23 protein-coding genes are annotated in these 23,530 nt (G+C 57.0%); 13 read left to right on the top strand and 10 right to left on the bottom strand.

What is annotated here, in order from left to right:
* Nucleotides 1–142: 142 nt before the first annotated feature.
* Nucleotides 143–1,225, top strand: coding sequence for a histone deacetylase family protein (locus QW379_01340; GenBank protein ID MEM2869054.1), 1,083 nt, complete (start codon nt 143–145; stop codon nt 1,223–1,225).
* Between the two features lie 85 nt (nt 1,226–1,310).
* Here QW379_01340 and QW379_01335 read toward each other — a convergent pair whose 3' ends face one another.
* From QW379_01335 to QW379_01320, 4 genes are all read right to left on the bottom strand, one after another.
* Nucleotides 1,311–2,315, bottom strand: a complete 1,005-nt coding sequence (locus QW379_01335; GenBank protein ID MEM2869053.1) for a hypothetical protein — start codon at nt 2,313–2,315, stop codon at nt 1,311–1,313.
* A gap of 19 nt (nt 2,316–2,334) precedes the next feature.
* Entirely contained in the window at nt 2,335–3,867 is a 1,533-nt protein-coding gene (locus tag QW379_01330) for a sialidase family protein (GenBank protein MEM2869052.1), read from the bottom strand.
* A gap of 64 nt (nt 3,868–3,931) precedes the next feature.
* The gene (locus QW379_01325; protein MEM2869051.1) at nt 3,932–5,260 is read right to left on the bottom strand and encodes an NAD(P)-dependent oxidoreductase; all 1,329 of its coding nucleotides are present in this window, start codon (nt 5,258–5,260) and stop codon (nt 3,932–3,934) included.
* Between the two features lie 78 nt (nt 5,261–5,338).
* A complete protein-coding gene (locus tag QW379_01320; GenBank protein ID MEM2869050.1) occupies nt 5,339–6,253 on the bottom strand; it encodes a ribose-phosphate diphosphokinase in 915 nt (304 codons plus the stop codon).
* Between the two features lie 452 nt (nt 6,254–6,705).
* Here QW379_01320 and QW379_01315 point away from each other — a divergent pair, with 452 nt between their 5' ends.
* Genes QW379_01315 through QW379_01285 form a run of 7 tightly spaced genes read left to right on the top strand, consistent with a single transcriptional unit; the run spans nt 6,706 to nt 10,801 of the window.
* Nucleotides 6,706–6,966 carry a hypothetical protein gene (locus QW379_01315; protein MEM2869049.1) on the top strand — a complete coding sequence of 87 codons (261 nt, stop codon included), beginning with the start codon at nt 6,706–6,708 and terminating at the stop codon, nt 6,964–6,966.
* Between the two features lie 19 nt (nt 6,967–6,985).
* Entirely contained in the window at nt 6,986–7,321 is a 336-nt protein-coding gene (locus tag QW379_01310; GenBank protein ID MEM2869048.1) for a hypothetical protein, read from the top strand.
* Nucleotides 7,322–7,328: 7 nt separating this feature from the next.
* Nucleotides 7,329–8,114, top strand: a complete 786-nt coding sequence (gene rlmB / locus QW379_01305; protein ID MEM2869047.1) for a 23S rRNA (guanosine(2251)-2'-O)-methyltransferase RlmB — start codon at nt 7,329–7,331, stop codon at nt 8,112–8,114.
* 57 nt (nt 8,115–8,171) lie between these two features.
* Nucleotides 8,172–8,834, top strand: a complete 663-nt coding sequence (locus QW379_01300) for an energy-coupling factor ABC transporter permease (protein ID MEM2869046.1) — start codon at nt 8,172–8,174, stop codon at nt 8,832–8,834.
* Nucleotides 8,835–8,850: 16 nt separating this feature from the next.
* A complete protein-coding gene (locus QW379_01295; protein ID MEM2869045.1) occupies nt 8,851–9,144 on the top strand; it encodes a cobalt transporter in 294 nt (97 codons plus the stop codon).
* The gene (locus QW379_01290) at nt 9,141–9,878 is read left to right on the top strand and encodes an energy-coupling factor transporter transmembrane component T (protein ID MEM2869044.1); all 738 of its coding nucleotides are present in this window, start codon (nt 9,141–9,143) and stop codon (nt 9,876–9,878) included. Before QW379_01295 ends, QW379_01290 begins: the two co-directional genes overlap by 4 nt.
* Nucleotides 9,863–10,801, top strand: coding sequence for an ABC transporter ATP-binding protein (locus QW379_01285; protein MEM2869043.1), 939 nt, complete (start codon nt 9,863–9,865; stop codon nt 10,799–10,801). Before QW379_01290 ends, QW379_01285 begins: the two co-directional genes overlap by 16 nt.
* Before the next feature lie 159 nt (nt 10,802–10,960).
* Here QW379_01285 and QW379_01280 read toward each other — a convergent pair whose 3' ends face one another.
* The 3 genes from QW379_01280 to QW379_01270 all read right to left on the bottom strand — a co-directional run bounded on the left by QW379_01280 (nt 10,961) and on the right by QW379_01270 (nt 14,544).
* Nucleotides 10,961–12,268: a phosphoribosylglycinamide synthetase C domain-containing protein gene (locus tag QW379_01280; GenBank protein MEM2869042.1), complete on the bottom strand. Its 1,308-nt coding sequence runs from the start codon at nt 12,266–12,268 to the stop codon at nt 10,961–10,963.
* A 72-nt stretch (nt 12,269–12,340) separates the two neighbouring features.
* Nucleotides 12,341–13,408: a dipeptide epimerase gene (locus QW379_01275; GenBank protein MEM2869041.1), complete on the bottom strand. Its 1,068-nt coding sequence runs from the start codon at nt 13,406–13,408 to the stop codon at nt 12,341–12,343.
* A complete protein-coding gene (locus QW379_01270; protein ID MEM2869040.1) occupies nt 13,405–14,544 on the bottom strand; it encodes a DUF1611 domain-containing protein in 1,140 nt (379 codons plus the stop codon). The genes QW379_01275 and QW379_01270 overlap by 4 nt, the downstream gene beginning before the upstream one ends.
* Nucleotides 14,545–14,769: 225 nt before the next feature.
* Here QW379_01270 and QW379_01265 point away from each other — a divergent pair, with 225 nt between their 5' ends.
* The 5 genes from QW379_01265 to QW379_01245 all read left to right on the top strand — a co-directional run bounded on the left by QW379_01265 (nt 14,770) and on the right by QW379_01245 (nt 20,898).
* Nucleotides 14,770–16,239: an NAD(P)H-hydrate dehydratase gene (locus tag QW379_01265; protein ID MEM2869039.1), complete on the top strand. Its 1,470-nt coding sequence runs from the start codon at nt 14,770–14,772 to the stop codon at nt 16,237–16,239.
* 158 nt (nt 16,240–16,397) lie between these two features.
* The gene (locus QW379_01260; protein ID MEM2869038.1) at nt 16,398–16,955 is read left to right on the top strand and encodes a CBS domain-containing protein; all 558 of its coding nucleotides are present in this window, start codon (nt 16,398–16,400) and stop codon (nt 16,953–16,955) included.
* 138 nt (nt 16,956–17,093) lie between these two features.
* A complete protein-coding gene (locus QW379_01255; protein ID MEM2869037.1) occupies nt 17,094–18,527 on the top strand; it encodes an FAD-binding oxidoreductase in 1,434 nt (477 codons plus the stop codon).
* Complete coding sequence (locus tag QW379_01250; protein ID MEM2869036.1) at nt 18,520–19,653, top strand: (Fe-S)-binding protein; 1,134 nt, start codon at nt 18,520–18,522, stop codon at nt 19,651–19,653. Before QW379_01255 ends, QW379_01250 begins: the two co-directional genes overlap by 8 nt.
* Before the next feature lie 141 nt (nt 19,654–19,794).
* The gene (locus tag QW379_01245; protein MEM2869035.1) at nt 19,795–20,898 is read left to right on the top strand and encodes a GTP-binding protein; all 1,104 of its coding nucleotides are present in this window, start codon (nt 19,795–19,797) and stop codon (nt 20,896–20,898) included.
* A 40-nt stretch (nt 20,899–20,938) separates the two neighbouring features.
* Here QW379_01245 and QW379_01240 read toward each other — a convergent pair whose 3' ends face one another.
* The 3 genes from QW379_01240 to QW379_01230 all read right to left on the bottom strand — a co-directional run bounded on the left by QW379_01240 (nt 20,939) and on the right by QW379_01230 (nt 23,302).
* Nucleotides 20,939–21,979, bottom strand: coding sequence for an SLC13 family permease (locus QW379_01240; GenBank protein MEM2869034.1), 1,041 nt, complete (start codon nt 21,977–21,979; stop codon nt 20,939–20,941).
* Nucleotides 21,980–22,153: 174 nt separating this feature from the next.
* Nucleotides 22,154–22,453, bottom strand: coding sequence for a GYD domain-containing protein (locus tag QW379_01235; GenBank protein ID MEM2869033.1), 300 nt, complete (start codon nt 22,451–22,453; stop codon nt 22,154–22,156).
* A gap of 24 nt (nt 22,454–22,477) precedes the next feature.
* The gene (locus tag QW379_01230; GenBank protein ID MEM2869032.1) at nt 22,478–23,302 is read right to left on the bottom strand and encodes a Mov34/MPN/PAD-1 family protein; all 825 of its coding nucleotides are present in this window, start codon (nt 23,300–23,302) and stop codon (nt 22,478–22,480) included.
* Nucleotides 23,303–23,530: the final 228 nt, after the last annotated feature.

Here is a 23,530-nt window from a genome sequence, read left to right as displayed (position 1 = left end):
CTATTATAGGGCGGATGGAGTCTAAAGGCCGACTAACTGGGCTGTCGTTTCCATAGGAAATGGGGGTACCCGCGCGGGAACTCGGACAATCCGTTTAATTATAATAGTTCCTCACCATACCTCTCCCGAAGTTAGGAGGAGCATGCGAGGCAGGGTCGCGCTAGTTTACCACCCGGATATTCTCTCCCTAGACTTTGGCGAGGGCCACCCCCTCCGTAGCGATCGCTACTCAGACTTCCTCGCGTTATTTAGGGAGCTCGGATTGGATAGGGATCCACGGTTCGAGGTGGTGGGGTGCGGTCCGGCAAGTCTCGAGGATCTCCTCCTCGCCCACTCGCTCGAGTATATAAAGGAAGTTGATGAAATCGCGTCCCGAGGGGGATTTCTATCGATCGACACACCCATCAACCCCGCGGTAGTCAGGGGGGCAATGCTCGCCGTTGGAGGGGCTCTTGAGGCCGGGAGGAGGGTGGCAGGGGGCGAGAACCCCCATGCAATAACATTTGGCGGCTTCCATCATGCTGGCAGGGACTATGGGAGCGGTTTCTGTGTTTTCAACGACGTCGCTATTCTAGCTCTAGATCTTTTAAACCGAAAATCGATGAAGAGAGTGATGATAATAGACACCGATGCGCACGCCGGCGATGGTACGCAAGAGCTGCTGGCCTCCGTGCCCGAAGTTCTTAAGGTGACGCTACACCAGGACCCCACAACCATCTACCCTGGAAGAGGGTTCCCGCACCAAATAGGGGAGGGGGAAGGTAAAGGCTTTACCGTTAACATCCCGCTTCCAGTCGGCTCTGGAATAGCCCAATACGAGCGTTCCTTCGAGCAAGTTGTCTTCCCGCTGGCCCGGGAGTTCCGCCCCAAAGTCGTGATTAGAAACGGCGGTAGCGACCCTCACTTCGCGGACCAGCTCACAGCCCTCGACCTCACAGTTGCAGACTTCAGGAGATTGGGAGCGCTGGTCAGAACGGCCGCGGGGGGAGCTCCCATCGTCGAGATGTATGGGAGCGGCTACAACCCAGAGGTTTTGCCTGCGTGCTGGATATCCATGATTTCGGGGACCACGGGGTTCGACATCGCCGTGCCGCCTGTGCAGGAGGGATGGAGGCGGGAGCGCGGTCTCACGCCGGGCCTAGCGACACAGAAGGATATAGAGCTTGAAGCCACACTGGCCGAACTCAGGCACCACCTCCGTCCCTACTGGAAATGCTTTTCGTGAGCTTGGCCAGAGCATGTTCCGTTGAAATCCCCCGGCCCTGGGATTTCTCTGGACTGCACGGCCAGACCGATCTCCGCTTTCTCCCTCAGACGTTCCACACGTAAGTAATTCCACCAGCGATTCTGAGACGAATCGTGCAGTCTCCTTGAAGGATAAAGCCCACTCCCCATTCTCCGGCACTGCTCTGCATTGTGCCTAGACCGCTCTGGTGCTCCTCAGCGTCGATTCTCAGCGTCCTGACGACTGCGTCGGTATGGGCCGTGATAGTGACGACGATGTTGGACCGGCTGCCTGTCGTCGCCCTATAGTAGTAAACAAGGGTGTCGAACGGCCCCCAGGTCTTGTGCCCTCTATCAATAAATGTGTCGTAGAGCTCCACCTCCGGCGCGCCGCGGCTGGAGTTCAGCTCACGGTCATACAGGTCAACTCCCCTGACGAAATAGGCCTCTCCCTTATACCCAGTGCCTGTAGATAGGAGGGTCATCATCAGCAACTCCTCACCCGCGGGGCCTCTCCACTCCATCGTGCGGAACCAGCCCGCGGCCGAGTCGTAGGAGTAGTTGAGGGTGTCACCCGATGCCGCGCGGGCCCGAATCATGACAAGGGTCGTCCTCCCAACATCGGAGAAGCACATTCTCTCCATCGCCACCACGCGGGCCTCGAATTCTTCGACGCCGAGAAGCGAGAAATGCCAGATTTTTCCCTTTGTAAGAGGAAATACTAGCACGCTCTTAGGTTCACCCTTCTCGTATATCGAGAGGTTTGCAATACCCACCCTTCCAAGCATCGGATTGTAGTTGAGAACCGCGTGCCTCTGGGCGTCCAAAAGTGTGCTGATGCCCAGCTGGTAGTTAGAGGCGTCGATATCTGCCACGACGACGCGGGCGGTCGTGTAGTCTACATCGGGGGTTCTGAACGAGTAGAGCCAATACTGCCCCTTAATCCATGTCGGTAGGCCCACTGGACCCGGTTGGGCCTCACTCTCGTGGAAAAGCTCGGGTGGGGTCGCAATAAGGAAGCCGAGCATGAGTCCAACAATTAGTAAAAGGACTAACACGAGCAACCCCTTCCTCACTCTCTTTATCATCATCTTTCCACATCTCCTCTTCTCACTCCTCCTTTACTGGGACGTCGGTCCAAGGCACCTTCACGCCAAGGTCGCAGGCCTTCAGAAGCGTCCGGTACTCGACGATGGCGGCATATATCTCACTGTCGCCTGCGGTTTCGCTCCCCTCCCTAGTATCGCACCAGACACCAGCCACCACCGGGCCCTCCGCCACAAGCGTTGTGTAGTCGCCTATGAAATCGTTGTCTCCGGTCCGGCTCCAGTCGCCATTGAATGATGAATCGCTCATTGGAATATTGATGGGAAAGCTTTCGCCACCATCGAAAGAGATAGCCCACCAGTACTCGAGGAGCGTGTTGTTGGGGTCTGTGCGGCGGTCGTAGAAGCCGACGTGGACCCAGCCCTCCGCGGACACCGCCACCGCGGGGAAGAACTGGTCCGCCCCGTTGCCCTCGGTGTCGTTGTTCACCCTTATGGGGCCCCGCCAGCTCATCCCGTGGTCCCGGCTGTATGCTAATAGGACGTCCGCGTCCCCGGCTCCATAATCGGCCCATGTGACGTAGAGGCTTCCTGTGGTGTTGGTGTCGCTGGTGTCCACCGCCAGCATTGTCATCGTCGGGGTTCTGTAGTTCCCGTTGGGGAGGGTGGAGGGGAGGGGGACAATGGGCGCCACATTTATCGGCTCGGAGAAGCTCTGGCCCATGTCGGTGGACCGGGCGTAGCGGACGTTCCTGCTGGAGAAATCTATCCATGTGACATGAATTGTGCTATCCCTGTCCACGACGACGGCGGAGCCCTGTATGTTTATCTCCCCAGATGTGGTCTCCGATATAACTATGGGAAGGGACCAGCTCTTCCCACCGTCCGTACTCCTGCTGAAAAGGAGGCGAGAAGTCATCATGCCTGTGAATATTGCCCAGACCAGATATACATTGCCGTTATTCGGGTCAACCGCAATCCACTCCTTATCGTTGAAGCGAACTAGGTTCTCTAGCGCGGCCCAAACAATAACTACCTGTGGGAAGGAATCTCCTCCATCTGTGGACTTGGCCACAAACACGCAGTTCGCCAGACCGAGGTTGATTCCAAAGCCGATAGGGTTGAGGGGGTTGACGGCCCGCTTGAAAGCAATTCCTGCATAGTAGAAATTGCCCCTGTTGTCCGCCACAACTACGGGGTCGCCTCCGCCCCTGAAGCCGGTAAGCTGGGAGGGTGGGCCGAAGGGATAGCCGGGTATGAGGTCCTCCTTCCAGGTAAGCCCTCCGTCATGGGTCGTGTAAAAGCCAGGCCAGCTATCGCCCGTGGGTGTGTTGTAGTCGTTGGAGCCCGCGACCATGTTCTTGGGGTCAAGAGGGTTTATCGCGATTGTGGGCTCATTGTTGTCACGTGGCCTTGTCGTTACTGGGACATTTGGGGGTGGAATGGGATATTTCATCGTAGCGGGCGCTGGGGCCGGCAGAAAGGGTCCACCGGGTCTGAGCACGAGCGCCGTTCCCGCCACTATCAAGACCCCTGCTATAATAATGGTGAGGAGCATCCTGCGCCTCCCAGATAGCAGGTGGAAAGGCATCACCATCCTTATACGGGCCGGGGCTATTTTGCTATTTTGGTTCTCCACCGGCGATAAAGGGGACCAACGCTCAGGCGCCTTTCAGAAAATGCAGAATGTCCTCCGCCGCCCTGTTCGCACCAGCTATGGCCGCTGCAATTGTCTGGGGTCCAGTGACGACGTCACCGGCCGCCCAGACCCCCCTCCTACTGGTCTGCATGGTCTCTGAGACCTCGAGCGTGTTCCATTTTGTTAGACGGAACTCGCCCGGTTTGAAACCCGACAGATCCGGCTCCTGGCTTATCGCCTGAATCAGCATATCGCACTCGATTCTGAACTCCGAACCTTTAATGGGAATTGGAGCGGGCCTGCCGCTGTTGTCGGGGGGCCCGAGTTCCATTCTCACGCACTCGAGGCCTGCGACTTTTCCATCCTTTCCCAACACACGGATGGGGTTGACGAGTAGGTTCAGGCTGCAGCCCTCCTCCTCGGCCTCGCGCACCTCCTCCTGCGAGGCCGGCATCTGCTCTCTCATCCTCCGGTAAACAATGAAGGCCTCCGCTCCGAGCCGGCGGGCAGTCCTCACGGCATCCATGGCCGAGTAGCCAGCCCCAACCACTGCCACCCGTTTTCCAACCTTCGTCCTACCTCGCAGGTTCACACTTTCTAAGAAGGGTATCACGTGCTCCACGCCCTCCAGCTCCTCCCCCGGAATTCCGAGGCTCTTTGGCTTGAGAGTTCCCAGCCCTAGAAATACGGCGTCGTAGCCCTCCGCGAACAGCTCGTCCACCCCGCGCTCCCTGTTGATTGGAGAGTTGAGCTGGATATTTACCCCCAGGTCGGTTATGCGCCTGATGTCCGCATCCAGCACATCGCGTGGAAGGCGGTAGGGCGGGATGCACAGGGCCATCATTCCTCCAGCGACCGGCTTTTGTTCGAAAATCGTCACCCCATGTCCCCGGAGAGCGAGTTTGAACGAGAGAGCGAGGCCCGCCGGACCCGAGCCCACGACGGCCACCCTCTTACCAGTTGCGGCCGGGGGCCTCAGCTCTACCTTCCCGAAGTCGGCCGCAGCCCTTTTGAGGAGATGGATGGCTATGGGCTCACCCTTCTTGCCCCGGACGCAGGTCGTTTCGCACTTTTTAGTGCAGACCCGGCCGCAGACGCCTGGGAGGGGGTTGTTCTCCATGATTATTCCAAGCGCCTTGTCAAAATTTCCCTCGGCGATGGCCGCTATATACTCCGGTATCCTCTGGCCGACAGGACAGGAGGGGACGCAGGCGGGCTTTTTGCACTTCAGGCACCGCTTTGCCTCCTCGATTGCCTCCTCTCTTGAGTACCCCTTGACCACCTCGCGAAAATCCCTGACCCGCTCTATCGGTGAACAGACATTGATTGGTGTTCTCTTTTCTCCCCCCATTCCAGTCCCCGAAGCGGGTGATGATGGAAGGGTCTAATAAGGAATTCCCTTCCGGCCTCTTCTCCCCTTCAGGTCCCGCTACTTCACGAGTAGCTTCTGAACTCCCCTCGCCACCTCCGGCCCTGCGCTAACTATGCTCGTCTCGTTCTCAATGGTGTCGGAGGAAAGTACATAGTCGCAGGCCTCCCTCAGCCTGGGGAGGGCCCCGCCGGTGAAGAGGCCGTGGGTGCAGGCCGCTATCACCCCTTTCGCCCCCTGGAGCTTCAGGTGCTTTGTGGCCGTCAAAATGGTCCCGCCAGTGGCGATTATGTCGTCCACTATGACTATGCTCTTGTCCTTTGCCTCGACGTGCTTGGGCGCTATCTCCACAGTGGAGCCGTCGATTCTCTTCTTCTCGAGCCAAGACCAGTTGCAGTCCAGCACCCCCGCTACTGCTTGGGCCTTGTCCATTGCGCCATCGTCGGGAGCCACCACTAGGTCCACCTTCGCGCTCCTCGCCAGATATTCCCCTATCTGAGGCATTGCCGAGACATTGATTGTCGGCACGGTGAAGAAGTCCGTTATCCTCTGGTCATGGACATCAACCAGAACGACGCCGTCCGAGTGTGTCGACAGGGCTCGGGCCATAGCCCGGGCGCTTATTGGTTCGCCGTCGTTGAACTTCTTGTCCTGGCGAGCGTAGGCCATGTAGGGGACAACCGTTATCAGCCTCCTCACTTTGAACTCCCGAATCGCGTCCTGAAGGAGCAGGGCCTCGACAAAGTTCCTGTCAGGGTAGGTCGTCTGGACGAGTACGACTTCCTCCCCGTCCAAATTCTCCATGATGCGCACATAGCACTCGTCGTCAGGGAAGCGCTTCACTTGGACCTCCACGAGCTGTGCCCCGAGAGCCCCCGCTACGAACCTCCCCAGATGCTTCGATGCGGAGCCGGCGACGACCTTCATGAAATTCCCGCACACCGGAACGCCCTGGATGGATTTGGGTTTTTTCATTACCTCGGAGAGGTTGATACTCTCGTATTCTCGCGTCCATATCGTCGAGCCCAGTGGAGTGGCAGGCGGGCGCGTACTTTATCCAGCCGCGCCAGTGAGCTGCCCAGTGCAATTTTTATCTTTGGCATAGCGCTCTGTGCCGATTGGTTTCTCATATATCTATTACTCGACACCGGCTGGTCTTTCCTCTGGCTGACAGCCCCCTCGCTCCTCTTTTCACTGGAGGGCAGTACCTAGTTCGCCAGGTCCTTCTTCTATATTCTCTTAAAAAAACGTTCTGGATAGACGACTTCGGGGTGTACTTGTTCGTTTCGGGGAGGCTTCGATGGCGCCTAGTATGGAGGGATATCAGGCTCGGATACTCCATCCACTAGCCAGTTGCGGATGGCATCCCCGTCAAAGGTCTCGGGCTGAAATCCAGAACCGGGAAGAAGTACAACATCGGCGATTGAATGGATATCTGTCCAGGTGAGTGGCTGGAAGAGGCGTTCAATGCGATATCCGAGGAGCTGCTTAGAGTAGGAATTCCCTTCGAGGACCCGGCGGGATTGGACGACCCCCGTGTAGTCGCTCACATGGTAGAGCGGGGCGATATCTCAAACGACACGCCCTTGGAAGGGCGGTGGCAAAGAACCAGGGCCGAAGTGAGGACTAGCGACGGGTTCCTCGTGCTCGGGTTTTTTGATGACCACGCTTTTTCCATTCGTGCCTGAACTATCAGGAGATGTTAATATGCTGAGGTTTGCAGCAATATCAGCCGCTTTCATAATCGGGGTAATTGGTGCTATGGGCTGGTTTCTGGTGCGTCTGAACGTTTCCGGTATCTTCTTCAATGAAAGAAGGCTGATGCTCTGCACGGGGCTGCTCAAGAAACGCTATCTTCAACTGGACTTGCTCAAAGTCGGGTACATAGACGGCAGTCAGTTCGGAGAGCCCACACTAATCCATTCCAGCGAGGGAAAGACATACAGAGCGTTCCTTCCAAATAGGGTAGAAAGGGCACTCCCGGTGCTCTTCGGTTACATTCGAAAGGACGCAGGCACAATTCTTAAATCGCCACACCAATAGCCCCAGCGTGCCCAATGAGCTGATTCCCGGGAGAAACGCGGTCGCCGAGGCCCTTCGCGCGGGACGGCAGCTTGAGCGGATAATCGTGTCGAGAGAGAGCAAGAGGGCCCAGGACCCGCTGCTCAGGGAGGCGAGGCGCAGGGGCATTGAGGTGGTTTTCGCTGAGAGGGCAGCCCTCGATTCTCTTGTGGGCAGGGGCGGCCATCAGGGCATTGTTGCGGTGGCTCCCGCCCGCCCTCCATCCACCATCGAGGATATCTTTGCGGAGGCCGCCAAAAGGAAAGAAGAGCCCTTCATAGTGCTTTTAGATGGCGTAGAGGATCCACAGAACCTCGGTGCGATAATACGGTCCGCCGAGGCCGCAGGGGCGCACGGTATCGTGATTCCGGAGAGGCGAGCGGCAGGGATAACGCCCGTAGTGCGCAAGGCGTCTGCGGGTGCCACAGAGCACATAAAGGTTGTCTCCGTGCCCTCAACCCTCCGTGCCCTCCAGCTGATTAAAAAGAGAGGTCTTTGGGTCGTCGGTGCCGACAACAGAGCGGAGAGGAGCGTCTTTAACGAGAATCTGAGGGGCTCGGTTGCGCTCGTCTTCGGGGGGGAGGATAAAGGGATCAGTACGGCGGCCGCTGCTATGTGCGACAGGCTTGTAAGAATACCGATGAAGGGTAGAATGAAAAGCCTCGGCGTCTCGGCCGCTGCTGCTATCGTCATTTTCGAGAAGATGAGGCAGGATGGAGCAGAAAATTACGCTCAGAAACCAAAACATATTTATAATGACTCAGGCATACGGTAGCACGAAAAAAAAAATCGTGCTACTGGGTGAGATTTTATGCATATTCCTGATGGCCTCATGGACCCCTTGGTTGCTGGTGCTGGATGGCTGGTAGCACTTATTGTTTTTACGTTCGTTATAAAGATTGTTAATAAAAGAGTGGAAGAAGCTTGGCTTCCTCTTATGGCAGTCCTAGCCGCGGGGATTTTCGTGGCACAGATGCTCAACTTTCCTATCGGTGGTGGGACTACTGGACATCTTGTTGGTGCAGCGCTTGCTTCAATTCTTCTTGGCCCATGGGCAGGGATGGTCGTTATGAGTGTCATCCTTGTCATTCAGTGCCTCCTCTTCGGCGACGGCGGTGTTATTGCGCTTGGCCTCAACTTCGTCAACATGGGTCTTATTGGCTGTCTCACGGGATACTATGTTTGGCGTTTCTTCCCTAGGCGCTATCACCTTGCCGGCGTCTTCGCGGCCTCCTGGCTAGCGGTGTTCATGGGAGCATTTGCCTGCTCGCTCGAGCTCGTCCTGAGCTACGCCCTGAGCGGTGGAGTCTACGGGATAGCGCCGCAGCTCGCGATTCCTGCGATGACACTATACCACGCTGTGATCGGCGTTGGGGAGGCGCTCATCACTGTCGGCGTTCTGTCATTCCTCGCACAGGTGGCGCCGGAGGTGCTCGTGAGTCGCCGCGCTGTCGCTCAGCTTGTCCAGGAGGCGCGAGTGAACGGGGATTGTTAAGGGAGGCGGATGGTTGATGGAAATGATAGGGAGAAAAGTGCTTCTAGGGTTTGTGAAGGCAGTGGCAGTGATTCTGGCCGCCTTCGCGATCGGACTGGTCCTATTCTTTATATTCTCCGCCCCCTACGGGGACGGGCTCGAGAGGACGATGGAGGGCGCAGGATTCGAGGAGCCGGAACCCGTGTATCGGGCTCCTCTAGATTATGGTGAGAGCTACCCTGTCGCTTTGGCGATGGGTCTTCTGGGCTTCGCAACCGTCTTTGCGCTCACCTTTGCCGTTGGCTGGGTTCTAAGGAAGAAAGGTCAATGAGCTTCATTAACTCTGATACCCACGCGGCCAAGTCGAGCTTTGGCTGTTTGGATGCGAGGACCAAGCTCATTTCGGTGATTATATTTGTCGCGGCGGTGGCTTTCCTGACAGGGCTACCAGCCTTGGCAGCAGCGCTGGTTTACGCCCTATTTCTCGCAGCCCTCTCAGGGGTCCCGGTGAGTCATTTTGCAAAAAGGTATGCTCTTGCTTTTCCATTTGTTCTTCTGGCCTCGCTCAGCGCTCTCATGCACTCCGGCGTTCCCGCTGCCGTAGCGATGCTGCTTAGGGTCTCGGCCTCCGTGCTCGCGCTCTTGGTCTTGTCGTGCACAACGCCCTTCTTCGAAATCCTGAAGGGACTACAGGCTCTGCGTGTTCCCTTAGTCTTTGTCGCATTACTGCTCTTCACCCACAGGTACATTTCTATTTTTTCCGATGAGCTTGGAAGGCTCTCCCTTGCCCGGAGAGCCCGTGGGGCCCAAAAGGGTAGGCACCTTCTCGACCGCTCGGGGATGAGGCTCCTCTCCTTCACGGCCGGTATGGTGCTCTTCAGAGCTTACCACCGCGGCACTCGGCTAGGGGAGGCACTCCGAGTCCGGGGCTTCGATGGTAGGATAAGAACGCTCAACGCCCGCCCCGTCGGGGCTGCCGAGGTCCTTTTCTCGGCGGCACTGGTGGCACTCTCGGTATTTCTACTCTACGCGGACAGAGGGGGTCTGAGATGGCTGACCCTGTAGTCGAGGCCATTGGGGTCTCTTACACATACGAGGACGGCACACCGGCCCTCAGGGACCTCAACCTCTCGATAGCGCGTGGTGAGCGCGTGGCGATTCTCGGCCCCAACGGCGCTGGAAAATCCACATTGCTGCATATTCTCGCCGGTCTGAGGCCCGCGGGTTCTGGGACTGTCCGGGTTCTCGGCAGGGAGCTTGGGAGAAGGGGGGCCGAAGCGCTGCGTGGAAAGGTTGGAATTCTCTTCCAGGACCCGGACGACCAACTGATAATGCCCAGAGTGTGGGACGATATCGCGTTCGGCCCTCTCAACCAGGGGCTTCCCGCGGAGAAGGTGAGGGGGGCAGTGGAGCGCGCCATCGAGCGCACGGGCCTGAGGGGCTACGAGAATCGCGTGCCACAGAAGCTAAGCCTGGGGGAGAAAAAGCGAGTGGCGATTGCCGGCCTTCTTGCGATGAACCCTGAGCTCCTTCTTCTCGACGAGCCCACCGCCACTCTGGACCCGCGGAGCCGCCGGGAGTTAATTGACCTGATCAACGGCCTAAACAAGTATGGATGCACAATCGTGACGGCATCCCATGATGTTGCAGCGGTGGCAGAGCTTGCTGACCGGGCCTATGTTCTGAACAAGCGCGTTGTGGGGGAGGGAAGCCTGCGCGAGATTTTCCTTGACGAGGCCCTCCTCCAGCGAAACAACCTCGATATTCCGGAGGTCACAAGACTCTTCAGAGTGCTCCGGGCGTTCGGGTACGACTGCCCCAACCTCCCTCTCTCAATGGAGCATGCCATGGAGGAGCTGAGCAGGGCCATCGAGGCGGGCGGGGGGCACATTCATCTCCTTATTCATGAGCACACCCCCGAGGAGCTGGAGAGGCTCAAGAAGAGCGGTATCCTGCTGGGAGGCTCAAGACACAGACACCCGGATTGAATTCGGCTGCGGGGGAAATGCGAGAGGGCGTAGTGAGTCTGGCTGGAGTAATTCAAACCGGGAGACTGCCTCAGGGGACCCAGGGGGCGATGGGATGCCCGGACACTCCTTGCCCGGAGAGGGGGCCTGAAAGGTGCTTCTGCGGCTCATCAGGGCTCATCAGTATAGATAGCCCCAGGTCTGGAGCCTGTCCGAGTCCTCCGTCCATTTCTCTCCTATGTCCGTTCTGTAGAACATATTTGGTATGTGTATATTGGCGACTCGGTTGTAGGCGACCCTGCGCGCGTCCGCCATCGTACTACCCGAGCCCGTGACTATCAAGGCGTAGCCCGAGTGACCGGCTAGTCGCCATTTCCCGTCCACGCACTTGACGTCGCCGATGTGAATTCCCTCTGTGCTCTTCTTTATGATTATCGCTGCGTCCTCCGAGTATTTCTTGAACGCCTGCGGGTCTGTGAAGGGAAAGGGGGGAACTGCGACGACGACGCCAACCTGAAAGCCCCTTTTGACCTTCAGCTCCGGTTTCTCTCCCCTCGCGAGACCGTAGAGAAACTCGCCCCACTCGCTCAGGACGCCCTCCATCTGGATGTTAATGGTCGGGTATCCGAACCGGGTGGTGAACTCGAGCGGGTAGATTCCCCTGACGTTGGCAATACAGTTGATGTCGACATAGCCCACGTACTTTGCCGCCGCCAGCTTTTCCTTCATTTTCAGGAGGGTCTCGTCGAATATTTTGTTCCTCTGCGTCCAGAACATTGAGGTGCCCATCTCGCCGGTATTGGGTCCGATGTCTCCGGGAAACATCCTCTTGTGCTCGAAGTTCACGTTGATCGGGTAGATGAAGTCCGAGCCGTTAAAGAATGCCCCCACTGCCACCTCCACACCAGAAGCGAACTTCTGAAGCTGGAACTCCTTCATCCTGGTGCCCCATGAGGTCTTGTAGAGCTCGAGTATCTCTATGATGTCCTTTCCGTCCTCATCCTGACCCACATAGCATAGCTCCTTCTCGTTCTGGGCTTTCCCGGAGGGCTTAATTACATACCTGCCGGGGTTTTCCTTCAGGAATTTTAGTGCGTCGTCAAAAGAGGTGAAGTCCCAGTGTGGCAATATGCTTATGCCCGCGGCCTTCATCTCGTCCTGGCCGAAGTTCCGGTCGTCCTCGAGCCTGTCGGTATAGGGCGTTCCTCCAATCACAGGTTTCCCCTGGGCGCGCAGTTTGTCCGCGACTTCGCCAAAGCCAATGTCATCGAAGACCACAACATCCGCCCAGTCCACATACTCTTCCCAGTTATCGACCTTGTCCACGAAGCCATCAGCGATGTCCTTCTCCGCTTTATCCAAAATGCAGTACTTCACCAGATGGCCCTCCTTCGATATCTGCCAGGCCAGGTCGTGAATCAGCCCTTCGAAAGAGACGAAAAGGAATTTCCTCACAGGTTTCGCTCCCTCAGTGCTCCCATCATGCATCAAAATGTATATTGATTTAATATAATATAAACTTGCCCATCGATTCAACTCTTTAAACCCGCGCGTTCAGAATTAATTTGGCGCCACGATTCCGAGCCCCAGTCCCGGGTGGGCGGGCACGCTGTTCTCCCCACGTGCGGTGCGAACACCGCCCCTGCATGGGTCTGATGCGAGCTCTAGATGCCCGTCAAGGTCGGCGTAGGCGATGCTCGAATCAGCAAGGGCAAGGTGAGTGGCAGCTGTGATTCCCAGCTTCGTCTCAATCATGCACCCCATCTGGCATGGCATACCCGCCGCCTCGCAGATGCGCGCCATCTGGAAGGCCCGGCGCAGGCCGCCGGACTTCATCAGCTTCAAATTGACCATGTCTGCGGCATCCGCCTTTATTACTCTCAGGAGCTCGGCCGGATACCTTACGCTCTCATCCGCCATTATGGGGACGGGTGAGCTCTTCCTGACCCGGGCGAGTGCCCTAAGAGCGTTCGCGGGCACGGGCTGCTCGCAGAATTCGATGTCGCACCCGTGAATTCGTCTCAGAACATCGATCGCCTGGGAGGCTGTGTAGCCTTGATTGGCGTCCACCCTTATTCTCACACCGCCCCCGAGCCAGCTCCTGAGACGCCTTACTCTCGCGACATCGCTCTCAGGGTCCCTCCCAAGTTTGACCTTCAATATCCGGAATCCTCTCCTGATAAGCTCCTCGGCCCGACGCAGCGTTTCTTCTCCGGTGCCTATGGATATCGTGACTGAGGTCTCTATTCCCCTCCTCATCCCACCGAATAGGTGCCTCACAGGCACGCCGTAGTACTTTCCCTTTAAATCGTGCAGGGCGATGTCAAGCGCAGCGAGGGCGCTCGGGCCCTTTATCCATTGCGCGGCGAACTCGAGCGAGGCACCGGTCTCAAGGGGGTCGAGCCTAAGTATCTTCTCAGCTGCTCGCGAGAGCTCTGCAATAACTCCGGAGGGTGTCTCGCCCGTGACCCTTCTCGACGGGACTGCCTCCCCCCAGCCCTCGAGCCCACCGGAGGCTCGCAGGCGCAGGAGAACCCCTTCATAGTAGCGCTGGACTCCAGTGGAGATGACGAAGGGCCGGACCAAAGGTATGATTACTTGATATGTCCGGAGAGAGAGGAGTCTCATGCTCCACCCTCACTGAGTCTCCGAATCGCCCTTCTCAGGCCCGGTCCAATCTTTAGATCTCGCCTTCCCTTAACTCTGAGGAGAATGGCATCCAGAATTCGATCAGGACCATCCCGCAGGACATCCACCGTGGGGAGGCCTGTAGACCTTTCATAATGGAGGCAGATTGTTTGGTGAGGTGACAATCCGGGCCGGCCCTCCTGCTGGGATGTTGAGATGGAAGAAGCCATGCACTGCATCCCGCGCGTGTGGATAGAATCTCGCATCAGGCGCTGGCAGTTCAGGGAGAGCCCCACAGGCTCGGCGCCAGACAACTCACGCACAAGCCGCGCCTCCTCCATCGGCTCGTGAACCCTCTGGTCCGGGAAGCTCGGCCTGTATCTTCGACCGGGCTCATGTACAAGCACTATAAAGTGCGGTCTTGCGCCGTAAAGGATTCCCAGCGTGACGGGCCCATAGGCTAGGTGGGTTAGGGAAGCCTGGCCCTGGACGAATATCAGCTCTTTTCCCTTCTCCACCATCCTTTTAACCATCCCCTCGACTGCCCCGGACATAAAGTCACCAGGCACACGATCAATTACCATGCCCGCGTCACACCCAACCATAACCCCGGTCTGGCCTGTAGCTACAAAGGCGGCGTCGATTCCGCGTGAAAGAGCTCCACGATGGAGCTCGATTGTCACGGTCCTCTTTCCAACAGCACAATCCGTTCCGCAGACCAGAACCACGGGCACATTAGCTCTGTACCCGCGAGCGACGTCAAGAAGAGCCGGAGGGCGCCTCACATCCCAGATTGACACCCCATATTTCCGCGCGAGACTGGCGAACTCGGCGTCGTCTCCCAAGAAGTCGTGAAGGCCACTGACGATGTCCATACCCCTTTGCAGGGCCTCTTTTATGTCCCTTCGCCAAACCGGAGGGAGACGCCCTCCGGTCGGAGCGACGCCCACAATCAATGCCCACCGCTCCCCCCGCACCCTCCTTTTATGCCCCTCAGAGATTCCGGCAACACGCGAGCGCAGAGGAGGAATTCCAGGCACCTCACTCAGACTTCCCACCACCGGTATTCCTCTCCTCCCGATTCCCATCAATTCCCCCGCGTCTTCCCCCTCGCAGGTCTCATCAACAACCGCCATCACCTTGTATCGGCGTCCATGAATAATAAGACCATGGGCAGTCTTCGCACTGGACGTCCGGAAATAGCCACGCGCAAGAACTACTGATTTCTTCAAGCTGATTGATATATATACTAGACATATAAAGGATTTTCTAATAAAAAGAAGCTTATTTAAGTATAAAATTCATTTATATAGTAAAAAATAAATATCGTCAGCATATAATAAAATTGAGGAGGCAAGACATTGATACCTTTCGAGGAGGTGAGCGTTCTAGATAGAAATGCCCAGTATCTTGGAATACCTACTTCCCAGCTTATGGAGAACGCGGGCAAAGCGGTCGCGGAAGCTGTGATGAACAAATACCAATTGAAGCATAAAAAGGTTCTTGTAATCTGCGGCACAGGCAGGAACGGCGGGGACGGCTTCGTCGCTGCCAGATATCTCAGAGTCCACTGCGACGTCACCGTTGTTCTACTGGGTGACGAGAAGAGTATCACCTCCGACCTAGTGCGCCTCAACTTCTCCAAAATTCGGGGCAAGGTCCGGACCCTTATATCACCTTCAAACATCGGGGAAATCATCTCATCAAGCGACATAATCATTGACGCCATGCTCGGCGTAGGGATATCCGGTAAGCTCAGGGAGCCCTACGCCAGCGTTGTGAAGAGGCTCAACGCATCAAAGAAGCAAATCGTATCCGTGGATGTTCCCACTGGACTGGGCACGGAGCTAATGGTACGGCCGTCAATGACGGTGACCTTCCACGACATGAAGGAGGGTATGGAGAGCGCGAGGTGCGGGAAGATTATTGTGGCCGATATTGGAATTCCTAAAGAGGCTGAACTCTATATCGGACCGGGTGAGCTCGTCTATATCCCTAAGCCGTCACCAACATCACGGAAGGGTGACAACGGCAGGCTTCTGGTTGTCGGTGGGGGACCTTATACCGGCGCCCCCGCGTTCGCCGCCCTTGCAGCCTACAGAATGGGTGTGGACTTGGTCAGAATTCTCACACCTTCCACTGCTGCCGCTGTGGTCGCCTCCTATTCTCCGATGTTCATTGTTCACTCCCTACCCGGGCAAAATCTGAACTCCTCGCACATAGAAGAGGTGACCGCGGCCCTAGGCGATTGCGACGCCATGGTCATCGGACCTGGTCTGGGAGCGACACCGGATACTCTCTCCACGGTTCTGGAGATTCTTTCAAAATGTGAGAAGCCTATAGTGGTGGACGCAGACGCAATAAAGGCCCTCGGCCAGAGACGTAAGCACCTGCCTTCGCTTAGAGGCGTCGTCACCCCACACGCTGGAGAATTCGAGATTCTAACTGGGGAGAAACTGCCGGAGGATATTGAATCCCGGATGAGCTCGGTCAGGACGTGGGCCAAGAAGTTCGGATTGACGATTCTTCTGAAGGGGAGGCTAGATGTAGTCTCGGATGGAAGCCGGGTCAAGCTCAACCGGACCGGGAACCCTGGGATGACGGTGGGGGGTACGGGCGATGTTCTCACCGGAATCGTGGGCGCTCTTCTGGCTAGGGGTGTCTCCCCCTTTAACGCGGCGCGCGCTGCCGCGCTGATAAATGGCTATTCCGGAGACCTCGCTTTCGCCGAGCTCGGGTATTCCCTCGGCCCTCTCGACGTAATCGCCAGAATAACCGAGACTTTAAAGAAATTCGTTGAGTGGTGGACTGTACGGCCCGAAACCCAGTAGGGTTTCTCGAGCCGATATGCCCATTAGGGGCTTCGTGTCGGGCGACATCCACAGCAATCTTTAAATCCTCCCTGAGGACCGCGGAGAAAAGCTTTAATATTGATGGAGTCTAAAACAAATCATGTGCCGCCGGCGTTGCGGCTGTGGGGTTTGGTAAAATGTACGGTGCGGACGGGCGAATAGCGGTCGGAGAGGTGATGACTAGGAAGCCTATCACGGTCAGCCCGGGGATGAGTCTACACCGCGCCGCACTGCTCATGCGCAGGCGCTCGATTTCCACACTTATTGTCGCTAGCAGAGGATCTCCCGTGGGCATTGTCACAGAGAAGGACCTCGTCGATAAGTGTGTGGCTACGAATACCAAACCAAGCCGGCTGAAGATAAAGGATGTGATGAGCTCGCCCCTGGTCAGCGTCGGCCCCGACACGGATCTCGTCGACGCTGCCCGCAAGATGGCCTCCCTTCGCATCAGGAGACTGGCCGTTATCGAGAAGGGCCGGCTGGTCGGAATTCTCACAGAGAGCGACATCCTGAGAATTTCTCCCGAGCTCATCGAGATAACGAGAGAGCTCAGGGCTATCAACCAGCACGGGGAAAGGCTACCGCCTGAAACAGTCAGGGAGGGCATGTGTGAGCGCTGCGAGTCCTTCTCTGACGAGCTGGTGGAGAGGGACGGCCTCCACCTTTGCAAGAACTGTATAGAGGACCTTGACTGAGCCTATTTCATCGAGCTTCCTCTCAGCTTACCACTGTTCCTTGGCGCGAGTCGCGATGGTGATTCCACGCCTCAATCCCCGATTTTTCAATAACTATTTATCAAAGAAGCTCAATCCCGGCCTTGGGGGTAATCCGACATGCCTCTTGCGGAGAGTGTCAAGGCAAGAATTCGGGAGATAGTGGGGGCGGAGAACACCGCAGACGACATGGCCACCCGGTATATTTACGGCTCGGACGCGTCATTACACCACTGCATGCCGGACATCGTTGTGAGGCCTGAGAACCCGCGCCAGGTTCAAGAGATCGTCAGAATTTGCAATGAAGAAAGAATTCCCATCGTTGTCCGGGGGGCGGGCACCGGCCTCTCGGGGCAGACCGTGCCCGTGAGGGGCGGCATCGTTATGGACATGATGAGAATGAATCGCATCCTCTCCATCAGAATCGAAGACCTTTACATAGAGGTCGAGCCGGGGGTCGTTTTCGCGAAGGTGAATGAGGCCCTCGCTCCATATGGCTACTGGTTCCCCCCTGCCCCCGGAAGTGGCGATGTCTGCACGATAGGAGGAATGATAGGCAACAGCGCCTCCGGGATAAGGACGATAAAGTACGGGGCAACAAGGGATTTGGTCATGGGGCTGGAGGTCGTTCTGGCGGACGGGACGCTCATCGAGGTGGGCAACAGGACCGTCAAGAATGCCAGCGGCTATCAGCTCGAGAAGCTCTTCGTGGGGAGCGAAGGGACACTGGGCATCGTGACGAAGGCCCGGTTACGCATCCTGCCCAAGCCCAAGAGCTCCGGGTCGCTCATCGCCTCTTTCGATTCTCTCGCGGCCGCAGGAGCTGCGATATCGGAGGTTTACAAGAACCGACTGATGCCATCCGCTCTTGAAATCATGGACACGAACTGCATTCAGGCCGTCAAAAAGGCCTTCGGCACGCCACTGCCAGACGCCGCAGCAATCATTATCATCGAGATGGACGGGGACCCGAGGGTGGTTGAGGAGGACCTGAAGGCCGCCGGAGAAATCTGCAGGGCGGCGGGGGCGCAGAACATCGACTACGCCACCGAGCCCTCCAAAATCGCGAGGATATGGGAGAGCAGAAAATCGGTGCTTCCGGCGATGGCGCGATCGGGCGAGAGGGGGCCGATATCGCTCGCGGACGACATGGGCATCCCGATATCCAGGGTCGCGGAGGTCATAGGGCAATTCCCGGATATAGCTAAAAAGTACAACATTGTAATAGGCGCCTACGGCCACGCGGGCGAGGGCAACATCCACGGCAAGGTGCTGCTCAACCTGAAGTCGGAGAGGGAGTGGGAGGCGGGGAGGAAGGCCACCGACGAAATATACGAGGCCGTGCTGAAGGCAGGCGGCACGATGAGCGCGGAGCATGGAATCGGGATAACGAGGGCGAGGCTCTTCAAAGTGGAGAGGGGGCCAGCGGTGGAGGTAATGAGGAAAATAAAGAGAGCCCTCGACCCAAACAACATCCTCAACCCCGGGAAGATATTCGATGCGCCGGACGACATGTACTCGTACAACAGGTATGTGATGGGGGGGGATGATTGAGATGGCGGCGCCCGTTGCCCTTCCGGTCATGGATGGCCTTAAGTCGGCGGAGGACATGATTCTGACCTGCACTATGTGCGGGTACTGCAAAGAATCGTGCCCGTTCTTCAATGTGATAGGATGGGACAGCAACACCTCGAGGGGGAGGATCCTGCTCTCCTATGCCCTCCTGCACAAAATGATTCCGCCTGATGAGAAAACTATCGAGAACCTCTTCAAATGCACTCTCTGCCGGAGGTGTGAGGTGGCTTGCTCTTCGAGACTGAAGATTCTGGAAATATTCGAGGCAGTGAGGAGGGACATAGCGCGCAGCGGCATGCATCTCCCTCCCCACAAGGCTGTGCTGAGGAATATAGATGAGGGCGGCAACATCTACGCCGACAGGACTCCTTCAACGGAGATGCACGACGAGAGAGAGCATCCGGCGCCGGTGGCCTTTTTCGCGGGCTGTGTCAGCACATATGCGAACAGGAAGCCCGCGCTCAACACGAGAAAGCTCCTGAAGAGGCTCGGCGTGGACTATACGATGATTAACGAGATGTGTTGTGGCTACCCCCAGTACTTACTAGGAGCGGACTTCAGCAGGGTTGCCAGAGAGAACCTCAGTAGGCTCGAGGGGCTCGGTGTCAAGGAGGTTGTTTTGAGCTGCGACGGCTGCTACAGGATGTTCAAGGAGGCATATCCAAAAGTGAGGAAGAGCGATATAAAGGTGAGGCATATCGCCGAGCTTCTTGCTGAAAACCTCGACAGACTCCCCTCCCCGAAGAGCCGGCAGACCGTGACCTACCACGACTCTTGCGACCTCGGAAGGCACATGAAGATGTACGACCTCCCGAGAAAGGTGCTCTCGAGGTTCGCTGACATCAAGGAGATGCGCAGCACGAAGGAGCAGGCGCTCTGCTGCGGGACCGGTGGAGGGGTGAGAATCGCCTTCAGCGGTGAGGCTGATGGAATTGCGGCCAGACGCCTCGAGGAAGCCGGGATGGCAGCGGAGGTCATGGTCACCACATGCCCCGCCTGCGCCCACACAATGGGCGTCGTGGCGAAGAAAAAGAAGAGCCGCGTCCAGCCCGTGACTCTCGCCCAGTTCGTTGAGGAAGCCATTGAGCGGGAGGAGAAACGATAGCACTTGGATGATGCGCCCCCGTCCATAACGTTTTACACGGACCAATCCCCAATTAACCGCCCGCACATCCGGGGCCGCCTACGGTTCCTTTCATCGCTGAGGGATAGAATTTATTAGATTCCACCTGATTTAGAGTACCGGATGGCAACCATCGACGAGCGAATAAAGGAGGTCGAAGAAGAGATAAGAAGAACCGAGTACAATAAAAAGACCGCCCACCACATAGGAAAGCTCAAGGCCAAGCTCGCGCGGCTTAGGGAAGAGGCGGAGAGGGCACGCGCGAGACGGGGGGGAGGAGGCAGACGTTTCTCGGTTAAGAAGAGCGGCGACGCAACCGTGGCACTCCTCGGCCCTCCAAACAGCGGCAAGAGCACCCTGCTCAACCGCATCACGGACGCGCAGAGCGAGATTGGCGACTTCGCCTTCACCACTAAAGAGATTCGCCCCGGAATAATGAGCTATGAAGGAGCCCAAATTCAGCTCTTGGACATGCCTGGCATACTGCCCGGAGCGGCCTCGGGGCGCGGACGGGGGAGGGAAGTCCTGGGTTCGGCCCGCTGCGCGGACCTCATTCTCATCTTTCTCGACGTACTCAATCCTGATCTCGAGAGTCTCGTCAGGGAAATGCGTGAAGCGGGCATCAGGCCAAACGAGCGCCCGCCGGACATCACTATCGCTAAAAAGGAGAGGGGCGGTATAACGATAAGCTCGACGGTGACGATGACTCGTCTGGACCCCGCCACCGCGAGGGCAATTTTGAATGAATATGGCGTCGTCAATGCTGACGTAGTCTTTCGAACCGACGCCTCCGCCGACCAGCTGATCGACTCACTCTCCGAGAGCTGCGTCTATGTACCCGCGATTGTGGCGCTTAACAAAATAGACCTTATTCCGCGAGAGGAGCTGGAGCGAGGGCTCACGAATCTGGCGGGCTGGAGAGTTTACCCGGTGAGCGCCCTGACCGGGGAAGGGCTCCCTGAACTACAGAAGGGAATCTATCAGGCGCTCGACCTCAAGCGGGTGTACCTGAGGCCCCAAGGCGGCGAGGTTGACCGCTCGAGACCTCTGGTCCTGAGAAGGGGCGGAACGGTGGGGGACGTCTGCGACCGGTTGCACAAGGAGTTCAGGAGGAAGTTCCGCTATGCGGTGGTTTGGGGGAGTAGCGTGAAGTTCGACGGGCAGCGAGTCGGTCTCGAACACGAGCTCGCGGACGGAGACGTCCTCACAATTGTCCTGAGCGCTTGAGGGACTTCAGCCGTGGTAGGGGGTTGGACCGGATTGGAGCCTAGGACATTGTCATCAGAAGAATGGGCAGGAAGGCGATTGTTTGCGCCCCGCAGAAAAGTCCACCCCACTTCATGAAGTCCCATACGGTCGTTCGCCTGTCATATTTCTTTATGTATCGGTAGGCGATGACAGTTGCGACGGAGGATATCAGTGTCCCGCTCCCACCGATGTTTACCCCGATTGCTAGCGTCTTCCAATCGGGCGACTCGGAGAGGAGGAATGTGGCGGGAATGTTGCTCACCACCTGTGAGAGCCCCACGGCGCAGAGCAGGAGGACGGGTCCTTGGAGCTCGATTTTCCAGAACCTCATGGCTGCGTAGGTCGCGAGAGCCATGAATACGAAGAGCGAGAAGAGCCTCCAGTCGAACATCCTGAATACGCGGGCATATTTCTCATCGCTCAGAATGAGCCCAAGGACCAGGGGGGCGATTATCAGAATGGGCAGGAGGCGAAAGAAGAATAGCACTATCACCGCCAGTGCCGTGAGACCCAGAATCGCAGAGCGCCTGTTGGCGGGTTTGGGTCTGAGGGGGTGAAGACATCTGTCCCCGAAGCTCACGCAGATTAGGAGGAGAAGGAGGCCGAAGGAGAGTAGCCAGAGAGGAAGGAGGGCCAGAAGGAACTCGGAGACAGAAACGCTGTAATGAACCGATATGAAAATATTCTGGGGGTTACCGAAGGGGGTCAGGAGGCTGCCGGTGTTGGCAGCGATTCCGTCGAAGATTCCCAGCGTCCTGACGTTCACCCGCGACACCACACCGACGTGAATGGTCAGTGGAACGATGCCCAGAAGCACAACGTCGTTGGTCAGGAAGGCCGATGCGAAAAATACGAGGAGGCAGAGCAAGATGGCCAGCCGCCTTTCAGTGCCTGCACGGTTTACGATGCGCCTACCTATGGAGGAGAGAAAGCCCGAGAGCTCGAAGAGGTTCATCACGAGCATCATCAGGAAGAGTAGTATAAGGAACTCAATGTTCGAGACAAGCCTGGGGTCTAGATAAGGTCCGAGCAGCCGGGACAGATGGAGGCTCTCCAGCATCGTAACAGCGCATAAGCGGCGATGACTTAAAGATTTAGTTTAAGGGGAGGATGAAGATGACCACTGAACATCGAAACTTTCGAAGAAATCGCCTCTTATTCTAAGTGGGCTGATGGGCCCGCTCCGGCTCTTCTGAAGGAAGGAGAACCCGGGTCTGGGTAGGAGGCAGTGGGGCTACTTCTTCTTCAGCATCCCAACGAGCTCGTCCACGCCCATCGCGGGCATAGTCAGTATTTTAATTGTCCCCCTTGACCCTAGTTCCAGTGAGACCCTCGTAATCACCTCGTTGTTCGGAGCCTCAACGATGTTGACGAAGTCGTAGGGGCCGAGGCAGCAGTACTGGGCCACGACCCTCGCCCCCATTGCCTGAATCTCTTTATTCACTTCCCGAATTCTCTCTGGCTTCTCCTTCACCGTCTTCCATCCTTCGTCCGTCAATGTAGACAGCATTATATAATGCGGCAAACCGACCACCCGCATAGCCATTGTCCTGCGAATTTAAAAGCCTTTCCGGCCGGCCTGCATATCCCTCTTTTTAAGCGCTCTCTGGTGCTCCTCGATTAGCCTTCTGATATCTTCCTCGATGGCTTGCCGGACTTCAGGTGAGAGCCGGCTCGTGTGGGGAGGTTCCGCATGGCCCCCAGGAACGACCACCGGCCTGGTGTGTTTCCTAGGGCTGACCTGCCGCTCTATGAGGGCCTCGATATAGTTCATTATCTCCTCCCTCCTCCTCGCCGTGACCTCCTTCTCCAGCGCGCTCTCTTCATATAGCTGGAACCTTTTCTCCACATATTCATTCTCTATGACCTTGTAGGCGCGGAACTGCCTGTTGACCGGGTCGATGACGATGGTCGTGTGGTAGGGTTTGTTAAAGTTCTTTTTCTGGGTCTCGAGATCCTTCTCGGATAAAAAGGGGGTGAAGCCCGGGTGAGAGTGGTACCATCCCACAATCAGGTATTCATACTCCAGTTCGTTTAGGGCCCTGGCAATCTCCTCCAGCCCCTTAGCCCCGAAACGTACGGAAGTGGCGGTGCTGTCCTCCGTCTCGGCGGCCACGGCGTCCTCCGCGACCGTATAGATTCTGTTTTTCCACTGGAAAATGTCCCCGAGAATGAGGCCCATTACCTCGATCTGCTGGTCCATGTAGTCCATGCAGTGGCTGATCATCTTATGGAAGCAGCCATGGGAGATGTAGAGCTCTGGCCAGTCCTCCGTTAGATCCCAGTCGGAGAGGTCCAGGTCCTCAAGTCTAGCGATGGACGGCGGGGGGCGCGTCTCGATCGGCCTGCGAATCTCCTTAATTATCTTCGGTGCTTCGCCCATTCCATTTGATAAGAGAATGGCAAAGGGGTATTAAATGATTAAGAGGGAATTCTTTATATGCCCCTTCCCTCATGGTCCCCCGCCCCGGGGGGCTCCTACGGGCACCCAGCGAGGGACGTCACCGGAACTGATGCGAAGATGTACCCGACCAGAGGCCGGTGGAACCCACCCCACAAGTGGGGGAGGTTAGGAAAGCCGACCGAGGGGTGAATTCGCGGGAGCAGGTGA

Source organism: Thermoplasmata archaeon, from assembly GCA_038851035.1.
Lineage (GTDB): Archaea > Thermoplasmatota > DTKX01 > VGTL01 > VGTL01 > JAWCLH01.
This window is presented reverse-complemented; position numbering and strand designations above follow the sequence as displayed.